This is a genomic window from Achromobacter ruhlandii (assembly GCF_902859695.1).
Lineage (GTDB): Bacteria > Pseudomonadota > Gammaproteobacteria > Burkholderiales > Burkholderiaceae_B > Achromobacter > Achromobacter ruhlandii.
Map to the genome: position 1 here is coordinate 104746 of NZ_CADIJL010000012.1, position 18169 is coordinate 122914.

Here is an 18169-nt window from a genome sequence, read left to right on the forward strand (position 1 = left end):
GGCCGCCTCGCGTCAGGCGGCCTCGCGCAGCGCGCGGGCGGCTTGCACCATGCCGATCAGCGCCGCTTCGGTTTCCGGCCAGGCGCGGGTCTTCAGGCCGCAATCCGGGTTCACCCACAGGCGCTCCTTGGGCAGACGGGCGGCGGCTTTGCGCATCAGGCCGACCATCCAGTCCACCTCCGGCACGTTGGGCGAGTGGATGTCATAGACGCCCGGGCCGATGTCGTTCGGATAGCGGAAGTCCTCGAACGCCTTGAGCAACTCCATGTTGGAGCGCGACGTTTCGATCGTGATCACGTCCGCGTCCATGGCGGCGATCGATTCGATGATGTCGTTGAACTCCGAATAGCACATGTGCGTGTGGATCTGCGTCTCGTCGCGCACGCCGGCGGTCGCCAGGCGGAAGCAGTCCACCGCCCAGTCCAGGTACGCCTGCCAGTCGGCGCGGCGCAGCGGCAAGCCTTCGCGAATGGCCGGTTCGTCGATCTGGATGACGCTGATGCCGGCGGCCTCCAGGTCCACCACCTCGTCGCGCAGCGCCAGCGCCAGCTGGCGGCAGGTCTGTTCACGCGGCTGGTCGTCGCGCACGAACGACCACTGCAGAATGGTGACCGGCCCGGTCAGCATGCCCTTGACCGGCTTGTCGGTCAGCGACTGGGCGTACGAGGACCAGCCCACCGTCATCGGCGCGGGCCGGGCCACGTCGCCGAAGATGATCGGCGGCTTGACGCAGCGCGAGCCGTAGCTCTGCACCCAGCCATTCTTGGTGAAGGCGAAGCCGGCCAGCAGCTCGCCAAAGTATTCCACCATGTCGTTGCGCTCGGGTTCGCCGTGCACCAGCACGTCCAGGCCGACCTTTTCCTGGAAGCGGATCACCTCCTCGATTTCCTTGCGGATGGCGGTCTCGTAGCCCGCGTCCGTCAGCGCGCCCGACTTCCAGTCGCGGCGCAGCGCGCGGATCTCGGCGGTCTGCGGGAAGGAACCGATGGTGGTGGTGGGATAGGCCGGCAGGCCCAGCTCTTGCTGCTGGCGCGCGATGCGGCCGGCGAACGGCGCGCGGTCGCGCGACACGCTGGCCGAGGCCGCCATGCGCTGCGCCACGGCGGGGTTGTGGATGCGGGTCGACGCGCGGCGCGCGGCCAGGGCCGCGCGCTGCCTGGCCAGACCCTCCTGCACGCCGGCATCGGCCACGCCGTCCAGCGCGCGGCCCAGCAGGCTCAGTTCTTCCAGCTTCTGCGCCGCGAAAGACAGCCAGCTCTTGAGTTCGGCGTCCAGCTCGGTTTCGTTGGCCAGATCCACCGGCACGTGCAGCAGCGAGCACGACGGCGCCAGCCACAGGCGTTCGCCCAGTTGCTGCCTGACCGGCGCCAGCGTGGCGAGGGCGGCGTCCAGGTCGGTGCGCCAGATGTTGCGGCCATTGATGATACCGGCGGACAGCACCTTGTCGGCGCCCAGGCCGGCCAACACCTCGGTCAGTTGCCCGGGCGCGCGCACCAGGTCCACGTGCAGGCCGGCCACCGGCAGGCCCAGCGCCGTGCCCAGGTTGTCCTTGAGGCCGTCGAAATAGGTGGCGATCAGCAGCTTGACCGGGCTGGCCGACAGCGTGGCGTACACCTGCTTGAAGGCGTCGCGCCAGGCTTGCGGCAGGTCCAGCACCAGGATCGGTTCGTCGATCTGCACCCACTCCACGCCCAGCTTGGCCAAGCGCGCCAGCACTTCTTCGTACACGGGCACGAGGTTGGCCAGCAGTTGCAGCTTGGCCGCATCGGCCGCGCCCTCGCCGAAAGCGTCGCCCTTGCCCTGGAACAGCCAGGTCAGCGGCCCCGGGATCACCGGCTTGACGGCGTGGCCCAGCGCCTGCGCTTCCTGGACCTGCTCGAACAGCGATTCACGCGCAATACGGAAGGTCTGGCCAGGCACCAGCTCCGGCACGATGTAGTGGTAATTGGTGTCGAACCACTTGGTCATTTCGCAGGCGGCGGCGGGCTTGCCCGACGGGGCGCGGCCGCGTCCCATGCGGAACAGCGTGTCCAGCGAGACCGGCTCGTTGTCCTTCTGGCCGAAACGCGCCGGCACGGCGCCCAGCAGCGTGGTCCATTCCAGGATCTGGTCGTACCAGGCGAAATCGCCCACGGGCACGAACTTGACGCCAGCGTCGGCCTGCACCTTCCAGTGCCGGGCGCGCAACTCGCGGCCCGTCTGTTCCAAAGCCTCGCCAGTCTGCTTGCCCGCCCAATAGGCTTCGACGGCGCGCTTCAGTTCCCGCTGGGCCCCAATGCGGGGAAACCCCAAATTATGAATCGTAGTCATGGCAATCCCGTCATCAGACAAAATTTATTCAAGTGCCAGCTATTCTGAAGCCAAACAAAAATGAATCAAAATCAATGTCTACATTTATAAGATGAAAAAACCTCATAAAATATAAGCTCATTGCCGCCCACCTCCGTGGCCAGCCCCGACCGTGCCGGTCTGCCTTTCCTATCGCCCTCCCATGCTGGAAATCCGCCATCTCGAAACCCTGACCGCCATCCGTGAAGGCGGCAGCCTGCAGGAAGCAGCCGATCGCCTGCACCTGACCCAGTCGGCCCTGTCGCACCAGTTGCGCGACCTGGAGACCCGGCTCGGCACGCCGCTGCTGAACCGCCGCACCCGGCCCGCGCGCCTGACCACCGCGGGCCTGCGCGTGCTGGCCCTGGCCGACGAGGTGCTGCCGCGCATGCGCGCCACCGAAAGGGAATTGCAGCGGCTGGCCGCCGGCCGCACCGGCCGGCTGCACCTGGCGATCGATTGCCATTCCTGCTTCCAATGGTTAATGCCGTCGCTGGACGCATTCCGCGCGCAATGGCCCGACGTGGCGCTGGACCTGTCGGCGGCGTTCTCCTTCGCGCCCCTGCCCGCGCTGGTGCGCGGCGACCTGGACCTGGTCATCACGTCCGACCCGCAGCAACTGGACGCCGTCGAATACCTGCCGCTGTTCAAGTACGAACTGGTGCTGGCCGTGTCCGAATCGAATCCGCTGGCCGGCAGCAAGTTCGTCATGCCGGATCAACTGGCCGACCAGACGCTCATCACGTACCCGGTGGACAAGCAGCGTCTGGATATCTTCACGGCCTTCCTGGACCCCGCCGACGTCGAACCGGCCGCCATCCGCAAGGCGGAGCTGACGCCCATCATCGCGCAGCTGGTGGCCAGCAACCGCGGCGTGGCCGCCCTGCCCAACTGGGCACTCACCGAATACATGAACCAGGGTTGGCTGCGCCAGTGCCGGCTGGGGCCGCAAGGCGTGTGGCGCACCTTGTACGCGACGGTGCGCAGCGAGGACACCGACGCCTCGTACATCGACGAATTCCTGACGCTGACGCGCGATGTCTGCTTCAAGACGCTGACCGGCATCAAGTCGGCGAAATAGGAAAAACAGGAAAAATGGGCAAGGGCGGGCCGGCACCGGCCTTCGCCGCGCGGCCCGCTCAGTCGTCGTCGCGGGCGCCCAGGATGCGGCGGATGACGTCGTGCGCAAAGCCGCGGCTGGCCAGGAAGCGCGCCTGCTTGGCATAGGCGGCGCGGTCCTCGGGCCTGGCGCCGAAGCGTTTCTGCCAGACCTCGAGCGCGCGCTCGTATTCGGTGGCGCGCAATTGCTCGCGCAGCTCGGACACCTGGGCGTCATCCACGCCGTGCTGGCGCAATTCCTGCACGATGCGGGCCGCCCCCTGGCGCGACGCGCGGCGATGCACCAGGCTTTGCGCAAAACGCTCGGTCGACAGCCAGCCTTCCTTTTCCAGCGCGTCCAGCACGCGTTCGACCTCATCGGGGTCTTCGGCATGGGGCGCGAGTTTGCGCGCCAGCTCATCGCGGGCATGCTCGCGTCGCGACAGATAACCCACCGCGCGCATTTTCAGCGACGGCCCCTTGGGAGGCGTGCGGGGCTTGTCTTCGGATGTCCGCGCGCCCTCGCCCGTGTCATCGCCCTCGCCGTCCTTGCCACGCCGGCCGCGTCCGCTGGCCGCGCGCCGTTCGGAGCTGCGCTGCCACTGCGACGCCGGGGCGCTCGCGCCCTCGGGATCCTGGCCGGCCGCCGCGGAGGCTTCGGCAGCCCGCCGCAGGTCAGACGTGCGGCGCAGCCCCTCGGGCTTGGCCACGGTCTCGAATTCATCGTCCAGCCTGGCGCGCAGGCGATCAGCGGACGTGACGGGCGGTTTCCAGCTCATGCGCTTCCTCTATGTGCCAGCGGCAGGTCTCCCGGTAAGGGAGCCTGCCGCTGGCGGCCGGGCTGGCGAGCCCGGCGCTATCCGATGACGCGACGACGCGATTACTCGTCGCTGTCGTCTTCAGCGGTGGGCACGAATTCCGCGGCGCGGCTGACGATGCCCTGGTTCTCGCGGACCCGGTTCTCGATCTCGATGGCCAGTTCCTTGTGTTCCTTCAAGTATTCGCGGACATTGTCCTTGCCCTGGCCGATGCGGTTGCCGTTGTAGCTGTACCAGGCGCCGGACTTGTCCACCACATTGGCGGCCACGCCCAGGTCGATGATTTCGCCTTCACGCGAGATGCCGGCGCCGTACATGATGTCGAACTCGGCCTGCTTGAACGGGGGCGCGACCTTGTTCTTGACCACCTTGACGCGGGTTTCGTTGCCGACCACCTCGTCGCCCTTCTTGATCGAGCCGATGCGGCGGATGTCCAGGCGCACCGAGGCGTAGAACTTGAGCGCATTGCCGCCGGTGGTGGTTTCGGGGTTGCCGAACATCACGCCGATCTTCATGCGGATCTGGTTGATGAAGATGACCATGCAGTTGGTCTTCTTGATGGTGGCGGTCAGCTTGCGCAGCGCCTGGCTCATCAGGCGGGCCTGCAGGCCGGGCAGCGAATCGCCCATTTCGCCTTCGATTTCGGCCTTGGGCACCAGCGCCGCGACCGAGTCGACCACGATCAGGTCGACCGAGCCCGAGCGCACCAGCGCGTCGGTGATTTCCAGCGCCTGCTCGCCCGTGTCCGGCTGCGAGATCAGCAGGTCGGCCAGGTTGACGCCCAGCTTCGAGGCGTACTGCACGTCCAGCGCGTGTTCGGCGTCGACGAAGGCGCAGGTGCCGCCCAGCTTCTGCATTTCGGCCACGACCTGCAGGGTCAGGGTGGTCTTGCCCGAGGATTCCGGACCGTAGATTTCCACCACGCGGCCGCGCGGCAGGCCGCCGACGCCCAGCGCGATGTCCAGGCCCAGCGAGCCGGTCGACACCACCTGGATGTCATGCGAGACCTCGTTGTCGCCGTAGCGCATGATCGAGCCCTTGCCGAACTGCTTTTCGATCTGCGAGAGCGCGGCGGCCAGCGCCTTGGCTTTTTCCGAAGCGGCGGCCTTGGTGGTTTTGTCGTCCATGTAGTGTCCTGTCAGGTCTGGGTCTGTAACGTATCGGGGCGCGGCACGGGGTGTCGGTCAGCGCACGGGTTGTCGCAAGGGGTGATCGGGCCGTTGCCTGACAGCTGTTGCCAGAAAACTGGCAGTGCAAACTGTGGCGCTCAAGCGTGATCAGTAAAGCGATAGCGCAGATTATGGCATCGGATTGTACTGTACAAAAAAACAGTGTGCCACAGTTTTCCACGTATTCCCTGAGTGGGCAAGCCCGGTGCCGTATGACAGAATCGAGGAAAAAACTGGCGCTATGTCCCCATTGCGCTCCCGGCACGCCGCCCCGGCCTCCCACCGAGGGCGGCACGCGTGCGCCGCTCACCCGGCGCCCTTCTTCTTTTCGACTGCCCATGCGCATCCTGATCGCGGAAGACGACAGCATCCTGGCCGACGGCCTGTCACGCTCGTTGCGTCACAACGGCTACGCGGTCGATGCCGTGCGCGACGGCCTGGCGGCCGATTCGGCGCTGGCGGCCCAGGCCTTCGACCTGCTGATCCTCGACCTCGGCCTGCCGCAACTGGCCGGCCTGGAGGTCCTGCGCCGGCTGCGGGCCCGCAATTCCGCCCTGCCTGTCCTGATCCTGACCGCCGCCGACAGTATCGAGCAACGCGTCAAGGGACTGGACCTGGGCGCCGACGACTACATGGCCAAGCCCTTCGCCCTGTCCGAGCTGGAAGCCCGCGTGCGCGCCCTGACCCGCCGCGGCGCCGGCGGCGGCGCCACGCTGCTCAAGCACGGCCGTCTCGTGTTCGACCAGACCGGGCGCGTTGCCATGGTCGACGACCAGACGCTGGACCTTTCCGCGCGCGAGGTCAGCCTGCTGGAGATCCTGCTGACCCGCAGCGGGCGCATGGTCAGCAAGACCCAGCTGGTCGACCATCTGTGCGAATGGGGCGAGGAAGTCAGCACCAATGCCATTGAGGTCTACGTGCACCGCCTGCGCAAGAAACTCGAGCCCAGCGGCGTGAAGATCGTGACGGTGCGCGGCCTGGGCTATTGCCTCGAACGGGACCAGGGTGCGGCCTACCTCGCAAGCTGAACCGCCACAGCCGGAGGCGCTCAACCAGGAAGCGCTGGATGTGATGCGGGCCGGGGCCCGCGGCCCCAGCTTTGCGCCGCCGCAACGTTCGCTGCTGGGCGAGATCCTCGACTGGATGCTGGCGCCGCTGTTCCTGCTGTGGCCCATGAGCGTCGCCATCACCTACGTGGTGGCGCAGAACATCGCCAACGTGCCGTACGATCGCGCGCTGGCCAACAACCTGCACGTGCTGACGCGCCAGGTCCACGCCCAGGACGGCCGCGCGGTGCTGCGCATGACCGACCCGGCGCGCGAGGTGCTGCGCGCCGATGAAACCGACAGCGTGTTCTGGCTGGCGCTGGGCAGCCGCGGCGAATACCTGGGCGGCGATCGCGCCCTGCCCCTGCCGGCGTCGGTCGGCCAGCCGCGCCCCGGCGAGGTGCAATACGAAGACGACACCCTGCGCGGCTTCGGTATCCGCCTGGCCTTCACCTGGGTCGACCTGAACCTGCCCAATACCCAGCCGGCGCTGCTGATCGTGGCCGAGACGGTGGAAAAGCGCACCCAACTGGCCAACGACATCATCAAAGGCGTGATCATTCCCCAGTTCGTGGTGCTGCCGATCGCGGTGCTGCTGGTGTGGTTCGGACTGTCGCGCGGCGTGGCGCCGCTGAACGCGCTGCAACAGCGGCTGCGGGCGCGCCGACCGGACGATCTTTCGCCCATCGACGAGCGCGCCGCGCCCTCCGAGATCGCGCCGCTGGTGGCGGCCATGAACGATCTGCTCGACCGCCTGTCGGCCAACGTGCAGGCGCAGCGCCGCTTCGTCGCCGATGCCGCGCACCAGTTGAAGACGCCGCTGGCCGGTCTGCGAACCCAGGCCGAGCTGGCCCTGCGCGATGCCAGCCCCGAGGAAATGCAGGCCAGCCTGCGCCAGCTGGTGACCGGGTCCGAGCGCGCCACCCGCCTGGTGAACCAGTTGCTGCTGCTGGCGCGGGCGGAAAACCCCAGCGCCATCGGCCTGGCCGCCACCGATCTGAACGCCATCGCCTACGAGCAGGCCATGCACTGGGTGCCACAAGCGCTGTCGCTGGGCACCGATCTGGGCTTCGAAGGCTCGGAGACGCCGGTGCTGATCAACGGCAACCCGCTGCTGCTGGCGGAGCTGCTCAACAACCTGGTCGACAACGCCCTGCGCTACACGCCGCGCGGCGGCCACATCACGGTGCGGGTGCAAGGCCACGGCGGCCAGGGCATCCTGGAGGTAGAGGACTCCGGCCCCGGCATCGCGCCGGAGGAGCGCGAGCGGGTCTTCGACCGCTTCTACCGGGTGCTGGGCACGCTGTCCGACGGCAGCGGGCTGGGCCTGGCGATCGTCAGGGAGATCGCCCAGAAGCACCAGGCGACGGTGCTCATCAGCGACCATCCGACGCCCCATTCCGAGCTGCCGGGCACCCGCATCCGCGTGGTCTTCCCGCTTTACGCCGAGCCGGTCGACGACCTCGGCGACTAGGTGCGCCCGCCCTGCGCGAATGCGGCGATGTGGCGCCAGGAGTTCCTCGTTCCGTCCCTAGGATTATCCCTAGCCTCCCAGGGGGAAATTACTTTTTGTTTCAATTTTAAGATTCAGGTAAGGGTCGCGTCAGAACCTCGTCAGCCTCGCGCTCCAACCTTGCCATAGCTCGATGTCGGCTCGCCGGCGGAGGGTCAAGCACGGCGGAAAACCGCCGGCCAGAAAAATCGAGGAGACATCATGAGCACAACTACCATGGCAGGTCGCGGTCCATCCGCGGATCCGCGCCCGATGACCAAGGATGAACGCCGTGTCATCTTTGCCTCGTCGCTGGGCACGGTGTTCGAGTGGTACGACTTTTATCTTTACGGTTCGCTGGCCGCGATCATCGCCCAGCACTTCTTCTCCGGCGTGAACCCGACCGCGGGCTTCATCTTCGCGCTGCTGGCCTTCGCCGCCGGCTTCGCCGTGCGTCCGTTCGGCGCGCTGGTGTTCGGCCGCCTGGGCGACCTGGTCGGACGTAAATACACCTTCCTGGTCACCATCGTGCTGATGGGCCTGTCCACCTTCCTGGTGGGCGTGCTGCCCAGCTATGCCAGCATCGGCATCGCCGCGCCCGCCATCCTGATCGTCCTGCGCCTGCTGCAAGGCCTGGCGCTGGGCGGCGAATACGGCGGCGCCGCGACCTACGTCGCCGAACACGCGCCGCATGGCCGCCGCGGCTTCTACACCTCCTGGATCCAGACCACCGCGACGCTGGGCCTGTTCCTGTCGCTGCTGGTGATCCTGGGCATCCGCTCGTTCATGGGCGAAGACGACTTCAAGGCCTGGGGCTGGCGCATTCCGTTCCTGATCTCGGTCGTGCTGCTGGGCATCTCGGTGTGGATCCGCCTGCAGCTCAATGAATCGCCGACCTTCCAGCGGATGAAGGCCGAAGGCAAGGGTTCGAAGGCGCCGATCGCCGAATCGTTCGGCCAGTGGAAGAACCTGAAGGTCGTGCTGCTCGCCCTGCTGGGCCTGACCGCCGGCCAGGCCGTGGTCTGGTACACGGGTCAGTTCTATGCGCTGTTCTTCCTGACGCAGACGCTCAAGGTGGACGCCAACACCGCCAACATCATGATCGCGATCGCGCTGCTGATCGGCACGCCGTTCTTCGTGATCTTCGGCGCGCTGTCGGACAAGATCGGCCGCAAGCCCATCATCATGGCGGGCTGCCTGATCGCCGCGGCGACCTACTTTCCGATCTTCCAGGGCCTGACGCACTTTGCCAACCCCGCGCTGGAAAAGGCGCAGGCAACCGCGCCGGTGACGGTCATTGCCGACCCGACCACCTGCTCGTTCCAGTTCAACCCGGTGGGCACCGCCTCGTTCACCAGCTCGTGCGATGTGGTCAAGTCGTTCATGGCCCGCAACTCGGTGAACTACAAGAACGAAGCCGCCCCGGCCGGCTCGGTGGCCAAGGTCAAGATCGGCACCGACGAGTTCGCCTCGTTCGACGGCAAGGGCATGGCCCCGGCCGACTTCAAGGCCAAGGCCGCCGAACTGGACAAGGCCCTGACCGCCGCCATCCGCAGCCACGGCTACCCCGCCAAGGCGGACCCGGCGCAGAGCAACAACGTCATGGTCGTCGTGCTGCTGACCATTCTGGTGATCTACGTGACCATGGTCTACGGCCCGATCGCGGCGATGCTGGTGGAAATGTTCCCGACCCGCATCCGCTACACCTCGATGAGCCTGCCGTACCACATCGGCAACGGCTGGTTCGGCGGCTTCCTGCCCCCGGTCGCCTTCGCCGTGGTGGCCGCCACCGGCAACATCTACGACGGCCTGTGGTACCCGATCATCATTGCGGTGATGACCCTGGTCATCGGCACGCTGTTCGTGCGCGAATCCAAGGACAACGACATCAACGCCTGACCGACCATCCCCCGCCGGGCGGGACTGCTGCGCCTGCCCGGCCTTTCAAAAGCTCCCCTGGGAGCTTTTTTTTTGCGCGCGAAAAATGGCGGACACAAGGCGCTTCCGATTCAGGACGCTGTCAGACCCCCGCCGTTAGACTGGCGCCTCAGATTACGGCCTTGCGCCTCTTCGCCCGGCGATTGATCCCCCTGCCAGGCGATTGCAGGGCTAGTGTTCTGACACCGATACCGCGTTCCCCGCGAGCCTTTTATGACGCGGTATTGTGTGCTCCCGTACCGGCCCGGCCTCTATTGAGCCGGGCCGCTTTTTTTGGCGGGGTACCGCCGGCGCAAAAAAAGGCGGCCGCAAGCGGCCGCCTCCGGTTTCCCGGGGGATGCGCCTCAACGGCGCATGCCGACCCCGATGACCAGCACGCCGGCCACGATCGCGGCAATACCGGCCCACATCGGAATCGGCACGGACTTCTCGGTTTCGGCCGTGGCCTTGACCGAGCCAACCTGCAGCACGGTTTCCTCGGACTTGTAGCTAAAGCCCTTGTAGGCCAGGGCGGCAATGCCCAGCACGATCAGGATGGCACCGACAATCTTCATGCTTCTTCTCCTATTGCACAGGGGTGACGCGGACATTACCGCAAGGCCGTCCCCCTGTCAGTGACAGAACGTGTCGCCTGGCCCCATCCTATTGCGACGCTACGGCAAAGCAGCCGGCGTCGTATAGAATCAACCCTTTTGGCCGACGCTCATGTGGTTCAAGAATCTCAAGATTTACCGTCTCTCCTCGCCGTGGACGCTGACCGGCGAGCAGCTTGAAGAAACGCTTGCGCGGCATGCCTATCAGGCCGGCAACAACCTCGAAATGCAAAGCCTGGGCTGGGTCCCGCCGCGCGAAAATGGCGGGCTGGCGCACGTCGTGGGCGGACAGATCCTGCTGAATCTGCGCGCCGAGAAAAAGCTGCTGCCCAGCACCGTGGTCAACCAGGTCGCCAAGGCGCGCGCCCAGGAAATCGAAGAGCAGCAAGGCTACAAGCCGGGCCGCAAGCAGATGAAGGAAATCAAGGAGCGCGTCACCGACGAACTCCTGCCGCGCGCCTTCAGCGTGTACCGCGACACCCGCGTGTGGATCGACCCGCAGAACCACTGGCTGGTGATCGACGCCGCCGCCTCGGCCAAGGCCGATGAAGTCATCGGCCTCTTGGCAAAATGCGTGGATCCGTTCCCGCTCGAGAACCTGTACGTGGCCCAATCGCCCGCCTCCGCCATGACGGGCTGGCTGGCCGAGGATGAAGCGCCGTCCAATTTCAGCATCGACCAGGACACCGAATTGCGCTCCTCCGGTGAAAGCGGCGCGGCCATCCGCTACGTCAAGCACTCGATCGACGCCGACGACGTGCGCCGCCACATCCAGTCGGGCAAGCAGTGCACCCGCCTGGCCATGACCTGGGCCGACCGCATCTCGTTCGTGCTGACCGAAGGCCTGGACGTCAAGCGCGTCGCGCCGCTGGACGTGCTCAAGGAAGGCAACGACACCGTCGCCGCCAATGACGACGAGAAGTTCGACTCCGACATGATGCTCATGACCGGCGAGCTGGCCAAGATGCTGGCCGAGCTGGTGGAAGCACTGGGCGGCGAAAAGAAGATCTGAGCCTTGCGCCTTGGTCCGCGGCAAGGGCCGCTCCTGTGAGGGAGCGGCCTTTTTCATGGCGCTGCCATTCGCATGGCGCCTTGCATGCCGCTTGAATCGGCGCGGCGGCGCGCGGCCACGGGCAGGACAGCCGTGTGCGCGTCAGGCGGCGACGCTGCGATCGCGGCCCGACTGCTTGGCCTGGTACAAGGCCTTGTCGGCGCGGTCGATCAGATAGGCGTAGTCGGGATGCCCGTCGAAGGTCGCCACGCCGATGCTGGTGGTGATGCGCAGGCCGCCCGCCTCCGGAATGGAGAAGGCATGGCGGCGGATTTCGGCGCCCAGCTTCTCGGCCACGGCCAGCGCGGCCTCGCGCCCCGTATCCACCAGCACCACCAGGAACTCCTCGCCGCCGTAGCGGAACACGAAATCGCTCGAACGACAGGACTGGTGCACCACTTCGGCGAACTGGCGTAGCACCTGGTCGCCGCCCGCATGGCCGTGCTGGTCATTGATCGCCTTGAAATGGTCGATGTCCAACAGCAGCACCGAAAACATCGACCGCTCGCGCGTGGCAATCAGGATTTCGCGGCCGATCACCGACGGCAGGAAGCGGCGGTTGAGCACATTGGTCAGCGGATCGCTGCCGCTTTCGATCTCGGCCACCATGTCGAACAGCCCATTGAGCAGGTGTTTGATGCGCGCCACCAGTTCCTGAAGTTCGCGCACCTGGTCGGGCAGGGATTCCGGCCCGACCAGCAACAGGCTCGGCAGCACCACGTCATCCAGCCGCGCCACCGCCTCGGTAATCTGCCGCAGGGCCGGCGCGCTCTCGAACAGTACGCCGCCCTTGTGCTGCAACCACAGACCGAATTCGGAGGCCGCCAGCCGCGGCAGCACCTGCTCGGGCGCGCGGTAGTGCAGCCCGATCAGCACCGCCTGGCTCCATTCGAGCAGCGCGGCGCGCTGGCGCTCGCGTTCGGTCGAAATGTTCTGGCCCAGCGCGAACAGGCGGTAGGCTTCGTCATTGCGCGCGCCGCGGTTGATGTCGCGCATGAAGGCGCGGCTCATCTGCTCGATGGCCAGGTCGAACAGGTTGCAGACGTACTGGGTCGCGATCGAAGCCGCCACGCCATCCAGGTCGCTGGCGCGCAGGCGTTGCGCGATCTCGTTCTTCAGGATGCGGGCGCCGGCCATCACCAGATGGATCGGAATATGCACGCGCGCATGCACTTCGCCGACCTTTTTCTGGATCGCCATCAACGCCGCGATATCGCCTTGTTCGCGCACGCACAGCAGGCCCCTGAGCCAACCCTTCATGCCCTGGTGCAGGCGGGTGGCGACGATCTCGTGCGACAGGCGCGGACCGGCCTCGGCATCGGCCAGCAGGGTGGAATAGAAGGCGTCGACCAGTTCGTTGGCGCTGTCCGACACCACCGCCGCGACCTGGCCGCGGGTGTAGGCATCGACCGAGGAATAGACGGCTTGCCAGGCCTGGGCGTTGGAGGCGCTCAGATAGCACGCCTGCCCGGCGGGATCAGGAGAAGACGGGACTGCGCGACTGCTCGAAGACATAGGACCTTCCGACCGAAGATTCCCCCGCGTGTCTCGGAACGACACGCGGCGGGAAAAACCAGCGCGGATTATGCTTGAAATCGCCGGCGGCGGCCGTCATGACGGCCGTGCCGCGCCGCCTCGCGCGGCGCCCTATTCCAGGCCGTGGAACACCGAGTCGTCCGGACCGATGTGCGAGGGATGCTGCCAGGTCACATCGCGCAGCGAATGCTGCACCAGCCCTTCCACGCCCAGCAGCACGGCGAAGATGGCCATGCGGATGGGAATGCCATTGTCGGTCTGGCGGAAGATCGCCAGGCGCGGATCATGATTCAGGTCCACGCTCAGGTCGTTGGCGCCCGGCCGGCTGTCGCGCGGCAGCGGGTGCATGACGATGGTATCCGGGCCGCAATAGGCGTCGATGATGGCGCGGTTGATCTGGAAGTCCGGCGTGTAGCCCTCGTTCTCTTCGTTGGCGAAGCGCTCTTTCTGCACGCGCGTGGCGTAGATCACGTCGGCGCCCGCCAGGCCCTCGGCCAGCGAAGTCTTCTGTTCGATGATGTTGCCGTTGCGGCTGGCCTGCTCGATGATGTAGGAGGGCATCTCCAGGCCCTTGGGCGACACCAGCGAGAACTTGACGTTCTTGTACAGCGCCATCAGCTTGATCAGCGAATGCACCGTGCGGCCGTACTTCAGGTCGCCGACCATGGCGATGTGCGCGCCGTCGAGCAGCTTGCCCAGGCGCGAGAACTCGGTGAGGATCGTGTACAGGTCCAGCAGCGCCTGGCTCGGGTGCTCGCCGGGGCCGTCGCCGCCGTTGACCACCGGGATGTTGGTGGCGCGCGCGAATTCGGCCACCGAACCCTGGTCGGGATGGCGGATCACCATCGCGTCGACATAGCCGCTCATGACGCGGCTGGTGTCGTAGATCGATTCGCCCTTGGCCATCGACGAGAAGGTGAAGCCGGTGGTGTCGCAGACCGAGCCGCCCAGGCGGCAGAAGGCCGAGCCGAAGCTGACCCGGGTACGGGTGCTGGCCTCGAAGAACAGGTTGCCGAGCACCGCGCCTTCCAGGACGCGCGAGACTTTCTGCCGGCGGGCGATGGGCTGCATCATGTCGGCCACGCGGAACAGGTCCTCGACCGATTCCCGGGTGAACTGGTCCACCGACAGCAGTTGGTGCTTGCCCTCTACCGCGATCCGCTCGCGCAGCGGCCCGTCTTGTACGCTTTGCGTATATTTTTCGAGCAGTACGCCGTTCTGAACGATTTCGCTGACGAAACGCTGCACCACTTCCGGCATCGCGCGGAACTCCTGCGATCCCTCCGGCAGCAGCCAGGTATCCAGTGCGCGGCGCTTGACGCCGATCCGGGTCGCGAACACGTCGCGCGTGAGGTTCAGGCGTCGCATGGCGTCGCGCAGGAAGGCTTGCTGGGAAATGGTCATGACAGGTCCCGGAGAGAGGGGTTTATATACGCACTGCGCATATTATTCCCTGCGCCAGTGCATGTCCAACACTTTTGCGCACACGGGTTTACCCTCGAAATTCAGCGCCGAGCGTAAGTCGTCATGTGTGGCGCCGCGTCCGTCGTGGCCTGCCCGGCGGCCAGCCAGCAACCGACGCAGAAAGCCAGCGCGCTGGCCAGGTAACAAAGCAGCGCCAGCGCCTGCGCCGGCAGGTGCGCGCGGGTCAGGCGGCCGTTGTAGCCCTGGCGCAACAGGCTGACCTGCGCCAGGTAGGCGAACACCGCCCCCAGGCAAGCCAGCAACAGACCGGCCAGCAACGACAACAGCGGCAATTGCAGATCGGGGGCGGCGATATCGCCGCCCACCATGCCCAGCGCGAATGCCGTCAGGCCCAGCGCCGCGCCCCCGTTGAGCCAGCCCAGCAGGCGGAATGCGCCGGCCAGCAGCGCGAACGGCGAGCCGGCGGCGCGGAGCTGCTGGGCGCGCGGGTCCATGGCCCTAGTCGCCCTTGCGGCAGACCGGCGTGGCGCTCTGGATCGAGGCGCGCGCGGCGGCGATCTCGGCCGCGTCCCAGCGACCCTGGCCAAGGACCGTGATGGTGACCTTGGCCTTGGCCGGACCGTCGGACTCGGCCGCGATCAATTCGAGGATCTTGGCGGTTTCGCCCACTTTGTAGACCTGCACCTCGTCGGGCGCGCCCTTCTCGCCCAGGACGTGTTTCCAGGCGTAGGCGACGTTGTAGGGGTGCTGAACATTGACGTGGCACGTGCGCACGTATTCGCCGGCCCGGCGGAACGCCGCCTGGTAGTTGGTGTCCACGCTGAACGTCTCTTTCAGCACGGTCTCGGACTCGTACACGCCGGTGCTGGCGCACCCGCCCAGCAAAGCCATCAACGTGACGCCCACCCACACAGACTTGCGCATGATTCTTCCTGCCATCGGATTCGGATTCCCGCGATTATGCCAGCGGCCGCAAAAAGGCCACGCCCGAAATGCCGCAACATTTCCGCGTGGCCCTGAACGCGCCCGGGCGCGTGGAACGCCCGGCACCCTTATTTAGTCGCGGCGCCCTCGATCTTTTCACCACCGCGCTGGATGTCCTTGCCAGCCCCCGCGACGGTATTGCAGCCCGCCGACATGGCGGCAATCGAAAGCAGCATGACGAGAATCACTTTGTTCTTCATGGAGCATCTCCTATCGAGGCGTGGAAACCGACGCCAGCATACCGCAAAGGCCGCCATTTGCGCAGATGCCGGTGACCAACCCCGCCGCCGACCAGGCGGTCACATGACCGCGCCGCGCGCGGCTTTCGCGCAGCTGTCGCGTATTTGGCGGCAATGGATTAGGATGCGCTAATGACCAAGAAACACGTATCGGAAAACAGCGGCGGCTCGCCTGTCGCCTGGGGCTGGGAGCAGCCACAGTGCCGCGGACAGGCGGCATTGGCCCTCTTCATCGACGATCTGCATCGCATCCTCCAGGCGCACGCCGCCGGCCAGCTCGCTGCCAGCAGCACCCTGGCCGACGCCCAGGAGCAGGTCGACGACCTGCTGGCCCGATACAACGAGATAGCCGGCGCGCCCGAGATCTTCCTCGGCCAGTCGGTGCAACTCAAGGAAGGTGTCGACCGCAGCGGCGTCTCGCATACAGTACCTATTTTTTCCGCACGCCTGAAGCAGTCGCTGGTCGCGATGCTTGGACAAGGCCCCGGCTGACACAACGCCCCCTGGCCGCCACCCAGAACAGCGCAAACAAGAGAGGGAGACCGCAGTATGAATACAGACAATGTCGTAGAGTTTCTCCGCCTGCTGTCGCTGGATGTCTCGCTGGGCGCCGCCGCCCAGCACGCCGCGAGCCAGGCGGATGCGCCTCTGGCGTTGGCCCGGCTGGCCACCGCGCACGGCTTGCCTTGCAGCGCCTCGGACTGGTCGATATTCGCCCGCGATTGCCTGGACGCCTCGGACGAGGCGCCCGCCAGCGTCCTTCCGCGCGACGCCAAGATCTGGCAATTGGTGCAGGATCCCGGCCAGGGCACCAGCGTGCCGGCCAGCGCCGTCACCCGCGTCATCGGCATCATCACGCAGCCTGATGGCCCGGCGGTCGTCGGCCATGTGGTCAACGATCTCGCGCCACGCCCGCCGCAGGGCGCGTCGTCCTATCCGCGCGGCTCCTGACGCGGCTCAGCGTCCCGCCAGGAAATCCGCCACACCCGCCGCGGCGACCACGCCGCTGGCCATGCAGGCGGTCAACAGGTAGCCGCCCGTCGGCGCCTCCCAATCCAGCATTTCCCCCGCGCAGAACACGCCGGGCGCGGCCCGCAGCATCAGGCCGGGCGTCAGCGCCTCGAAGCTGACGCCGCCCGCCGTGCTGATGGCCTCGTCCATCGGCCGCGGGCGTTCCAACCGCAATGGCAGCGCCTTGACCAGCCGGCCCAGGCGTTCGGGATCGCGGAAGTCCTCCGCCCCGGCACACTCGCGCAACAGGCCCGCCTTGACACCCGTCAGCCCCAGCCGGCTCTGCAGATGGCTCGACATCGAGCGCGCGCCGCGTGGGTGGGTCACCGCCGCCAGTACCTTTTCCTGCGTCCAGCCGGGCGCGAGGTCCAACAGCGCGAGGGCGTGACCGGCGGACTCGATCCGGTCGCGCAAGGACGCCGACAAGGCATAAACCAGGCTGCCCTCGATGCCGTTTTCCGTGACCACGAATTCGCCCTGGCGCGCCGGCCCGGGGCCAGCCTCCCCCACGCAACGCAAGGTCACGGATTTGACCGGCTGCCCGGCATGGCGTTGGCGGAAGTGCTGGGACCAGGCCACCTCGAAGCCGCAGTTGGCGGCGCGCAATGGCGCCGTGGCGATGCCGTGCGCGGCCAGCCCCGGCAACCAGGCGCCGTCCGACCCCAGCTTGGCCCAACTGCCCCCGCCCAGGGCCAGCACTACGGCATCGGCCGCCAGCGCCAGTGCACCCTCGGGGGTATCGAAATGCAGTTCGGCCGCCCCAGGCGCAATGGCCGGCGGCCAGCCCAGCCAGCGATGGCGCATGTGAAAGCGCACGCCGCTGGCGCGCAGCCGGGCCAGCCATGCCCGCAGCAGCGGCGCCGCCTTCATCTCCGCGGGAAAAACACGGCCCGACGAGCCCACGAAGGTCTCGATGCCGAGTTGCCGCGCCCAGTCGCGCAAGCCGGTCGCATCGAGTTCGCGCAGCCAAGGCTCGATCAGCGCGGCCCGCTCGCCATAGCGCGCCAGGAACGGCGCCGCGGCTTCGCTATGCGTCAGGTTCAAGCCACCACGGCCCGCCATCAGGAACTTGCGCCCCACCGACGGCATCGCGTCGTACACATCGACCTGCGCGCCGCGCGCGGCCAGCTTCTCGGCCGCCATCAGCCCCGCCGGTCCGCCGCCGATCACGGCCACGCGCCTGCCGCACGGATTCTGGGCGCGATGGGAGGAATGCGGATCGGAAGGCATGGAAACGGGATTCAGGATGACCAGGGCGGGACGAACCGCCGGGGCTGCGATTGTCGCATGGGACGGCCACGCCTCCTGCCGCAGCGGGCGTCGGATAAAAAAATGCCCCGCGCGGGGCATTTTTTTATCGTTGCGGCCAAGCCTTTGATATTGCTGCGATATCGCGACATGCGCAACGCCTATCCCAAGGCTTGTCCACAGTCGCTGTGGG

17 protein-coding genes are annotated in these 18169 nt (G+C 66.7%); 7 read left to right on the forward strand and 10 right to left on the reverse strand.

Going from position 1 to position 18169, the window contains the following annotated elements:
* Positions 1-12: 12 nt before the first annotated feature.
* Positions 13-2310 (reverse strand): 5-methyltetrahydropteroyltriglutamate--homocysteine S-methyltransferase, encoded by a 2298-nt coding sequence (gene metE, locus HV742_RS16605; protein ID WP_175145917.1) that lies wholly within the window; start codon positions 2308-2310, stop codon positions 13-15.
* Between the two features lie 181 nt (positions 2311-2491).
* On the opposite strand from metE, the gene HV742_RS16610 reads away from it, so the two are divergent.
* A complete protein-coding gene (locus HV742_RS16610) occupies positions 2492-3409 on the forward strand; it encodes a LysR family transcriptional regulator (protein WP_049072468.1) in 918 nt (305 codons plus the stop codon).
* A 58-nt stretch (positions 3410-3467) separates the two neighbouring features.
* On the opposite strand, the gene recX is transcribed toward HV742_RS16610, so the two are convergent.
* Both recX and recA read right to left on the reverse strand, forming a co-directional pair.
* Positions 3468-4205, reverse strand: coding sequence for a recombination regulator RecX (gene recX, locus HV742_RS16615; RefSeq protein WP_175145918.1), 738 nt, complete (start codon positions 4203-4205; stop codon positions 3468-3470).
* Positions 4206-4306: 101 nt separating this feature from the next.
* Positions 4307-5371, reverse strand: a complete 1065-nt coding sequence (gene recA / locus HV742_RS16620; protein ID WP_054417614.1) for a recombinase RecA — start codon at positions 5369-5371, stop codon at positions 4307-4309.
* 380 nt (positions 5372-5751) lie between these two features.
* On the opposite strand from recA, the gene HV742_RS16625 reads away from it, so the two are divergent.
* The 3 genes from HV742_RS16625 to HV742_RS16635 all read left to right on the forward strand — a co-directional run bounded on the left by HV742_RS16625 (position 5752) and on the right by HV742_RS16635 (position 9850).
* Positions 5752-6441, forward strand: a complete 690-nt coding sequence (locus HV742_RS16625) for a response regulator transcription factor (RefSeq protein WP_006393745.1) — start codon at positions 5752-5754, stop codon at positions 6439-6441.
* Positions 6442-6556: 115 nt separating this feature from the next.
* Positions 6557-7933 (forward strand): sensor histidine kinase, encoded by a 1377-nt coding sequence (locus HV742_RS16630; protein WP_100504346.1) that lies wholly within the window; start codon positions 6557-6559, stop codon positions 7931-7933.
* 255 nt (positions 7934-8188) lie between these two features.
* Positions 8189-9850 (forward strand): MFS transporter, encoded by a 1662-nt coding sequence (locus HV742_RS16635; protein WP_049072464.1) that lies wholly within the window; start codon positions 8189-8191, stop codon positions 9848-9850.
* A 383-nt stretch (positions 9851-10233) separates the two neighbouring features.
* On the opposite strand, the gene HV742_RS16640 is transcribed toward HV742_RS16635, so the two are convergent.
* Positions 10234-10443, reverse strand: coding sequence for a hypothetical protein (locus HV742_RS16640; RefSeq protein ID WP_006388393.1), 210 nt, complete (start codon positions 10441-10443; stop codon positions 10234-10236).
* Positions 10444-10594: 151 nt separating this feature from the next.
* Here HV742_RS16640 and HV742_RS16645 point away from each other — a divergent pair, with 151 nt between their 5' ends.
* On the forward strand, positions 10595-11494 hold the full coding sequence (locus tag HV742_RS16645) for a recombination-associated protein RdgC (RefSeq protein WP_020924508.1): 900 nt from the start codon (positions 10595-10597) through the stop codon (positions 11492-11494).
* A 141-nt stretch (positions 11495-11635) separates the two neighbouring features.
* Here HV742_RS16645 and HV742_RS16650 read toward each other — a convergent pair whose 3' ends face one another.
* From HV742_RS16650 to HV742_RS16670, 5 genes are all read right to left on the reverse strand, one after another.
* Entirely contained in the window at positions 11636-13048 is a 1413-nt protein-coding gene (locus HV742_RS16650; RefSeq protein ID WP_175145919.1) for a diguanylate cyclase, read from the reverse strand.
* Positions 13049-13180: 132 nt separating this feature from the next.
* Positions 13181-14473 carry an aspartate carbamoyltransferase gene (locus tag HV742_RS16655; RefSeq protein WP_049072460.1) on the reverse strand — a complete coding sequence of 431 codons (1293 nt, stop codon included), beginning with the start codon at positions 14471-14473 and terminating at the stop codon, positions 13181-13183.
* A gap of 101 nt (positions 14474-14574) precedes the next feature.
* Positions 14575-14988, reverse strand: a complete 414-nt coding sequence (locus HV742_RS16660) for a hypothetical protein (protein WP_059269640.1) — start codon at positions 14986-14988, stop codon at positions 14575-14577.
* A 4-nt stretch (positions 14989-14992) separates the two neighbouring features.
* The gene (locus HV742_RS16665) at positions 14993-15418 is read right to left on the reverse strand and encodes a BPTD_2524 family lipoprotein (RefSeq protein ID WP_049072458.1); all 426 of its coding nucleotides are present in this window, start codon (positions 15416-15418) and stop codon (positions 14993-14995) included.
* Positions 15419-15546: 128 nt separating this feature from the next.
* On the reverse strand, positions 15547-15678 hold the full coding sequence (locus HV742_RS16670; protein WP_006388387.1) for an entericidin A/B family lipoprotein: 132 nt from the start codon (positions 15676-15678) through the stop codon (positions 15547-15549).
* Positions 15679-15849: 171 nt separating this feature from the next.
* On the opposite strand from HV742_RS16670, the gene HV742_RS16675 reads away from it, so the two are divergent.
* Both HV742_RS16675 and HV742_RS16680 read left to right on the forward strand, forming a co-directional pair.
* Positions 15850-16209, forward strand: coding sequence for a hypothetical protein (locus HV742_RS16675; protein WP_054417611.1), 360 nt, complete (start codon positions 15850-15852; stop codon positions 16207-16209).
* A 57-nt stretch (positions 16210-16266) separates the two neighbouring features.
* Positions 16267-16668: a hypothetical protein gene (locus HV742_RS16680; protein ID WP_175145920.1), complete on the forward strand. Its 402-nt coding sequence runs from the start codon at positions 16267-16269 to the stop codon at positions 16666-16668.
* Positions 16669-16674: 6 nt separating this feature from the next.
* Here HV742_RS16680 and HV742_RS16685 read toward each other — a convergent pair whose 3' ends face one another.
* Positions 16675-17958, reverse strand: a complete 1284-nt coding sequence (locus tag HV742_RS16685; RefSeq protein WP_175145921.1) for a TIGR03862 family flavoprotein — start codon at positions 17956-17958, stop codon at positions 16675-16677.
* Between the last annotated feature and the right edge of the window lie 211 nt (positions 17959-18169).

Bases quoted from the DNA above. Each gene is read 5' to 3' on its own strand.
- metE (WP_175145917.1), bottom strand. From the start codon at position 2,310: ATGACTACGATTCATAATTTGGGGTTTCCCCGCATTGGGGCCCAGCGG.
- HV742_RS16610 (WP_049072468.1), top strand. From the start codon at position 2,492: ATGCTGGAAATCCGCCATCTCGAAACCCTGACCGCCATCCGTGAAGGC.
- recX (WP_175145918.1), bottom strand. From the start codon at position 4,205: ATGAGCTGGAAACCGCCCGTCACGTCCGCTGATCGCCTGCGCGCCAGG.
- recA (WP_054417614.1), bottom strand. From the start codon at position 5,371: ATGGACGACAAAACCACCAAGGCCGCCGCTTCGGAAAAAGCCAAGGCG.
- HV742_RS16625 (WP_006393745.1), top strand. From the start codon at position 5,752: ATGCGCATCCTGATCGCGGAAGACGACAGCATCCTGGCCGACGGCCTG.
- HV742_RS16630 (WP_100504346.1), top strand. From the start codon at position 6,557: ATGCTGGCGCCGCTGTTCCTGCTGTGGCCCATGAGCGTCGCCATCACC.
- HV742_RS16635 (WP_049072464.1), top strand. From the start codon at position 8,189: ATGGCAGGTCGCGGTCCATCCGCGGATCCGCGCCCGATGACCAAGGAT.
- HV742_RS16640 (WP_006388393.1), bottom strand. From the start codon at position 10,443: ATGAAGATTGTCGGTGCCATCCTGATCGTGCTGGGCATTGCCGCCCTG.
- HV742_RS16645 (WP_020924508.1), top strand. From the start codon at position 10,595: ATGTGGTTCAAGAATCTCAAGATTTACCGTCTCTCCTCGCCGTGGACG.
- HV742_RS16650 (WP_175145919.1), bottom strand. From the start codon at position 13,048: ATGTCTTCGAGCAGTCGCGCAGTCCCGTCTTCTCCTGATCCCGCCGGG.
- HV742_RS16655 (WP_049072460.1), bottom strand. From the start codon at position 14,473: ATGACCATTTCCCAGCAAGCCTTCCTGCGCGACGCCATGCGACGCCTG.
- HV742_RS16660 (WP_059269640.1), bottom strand. From the start codon at position 14,988: ATGGACCCGCGCGCCCAGCAGCTCCGCGCCGCCGGCTCGCCGTTCGCG.
- HV742_RS16665 (WP_049072458.1), bottom strand. From the start codon at position 15,418: ATGCGCAAGTCTGTGTGGGTGGGCGTCACGTTGATGGCTTTGCTGGGC.
- HV742_RS16670 (WP_006388387.1), bottom strand. From the start codon at position 15,678: ATGAAGAACAAAGTGATTCTCGTCATGCTGCTTTCGATTGCCGCCATG.
- HV742_RS16675 (WP_054417611.1), top strand. From the start codon at position 15,850: ATGACCAAGAAACACGTATCGGAAAACAGCGGCGGCTCGCCTGTCGCC.
- HV742_RS16680 (WP_175145920.1), top strand. From the start codon at position 16,267: ATGAATACAGACAATGTCGTAGAGTTTCTCCGCCTGCTGTCGCTGGAT.
- HV742_RS16685 (WP_175145921.1), bottom strand. From the start codon at position 17,958: ATGCCTTCCGATCCGCATTCCTCCCATCGCGCCCAGAATCCGTGCGGC.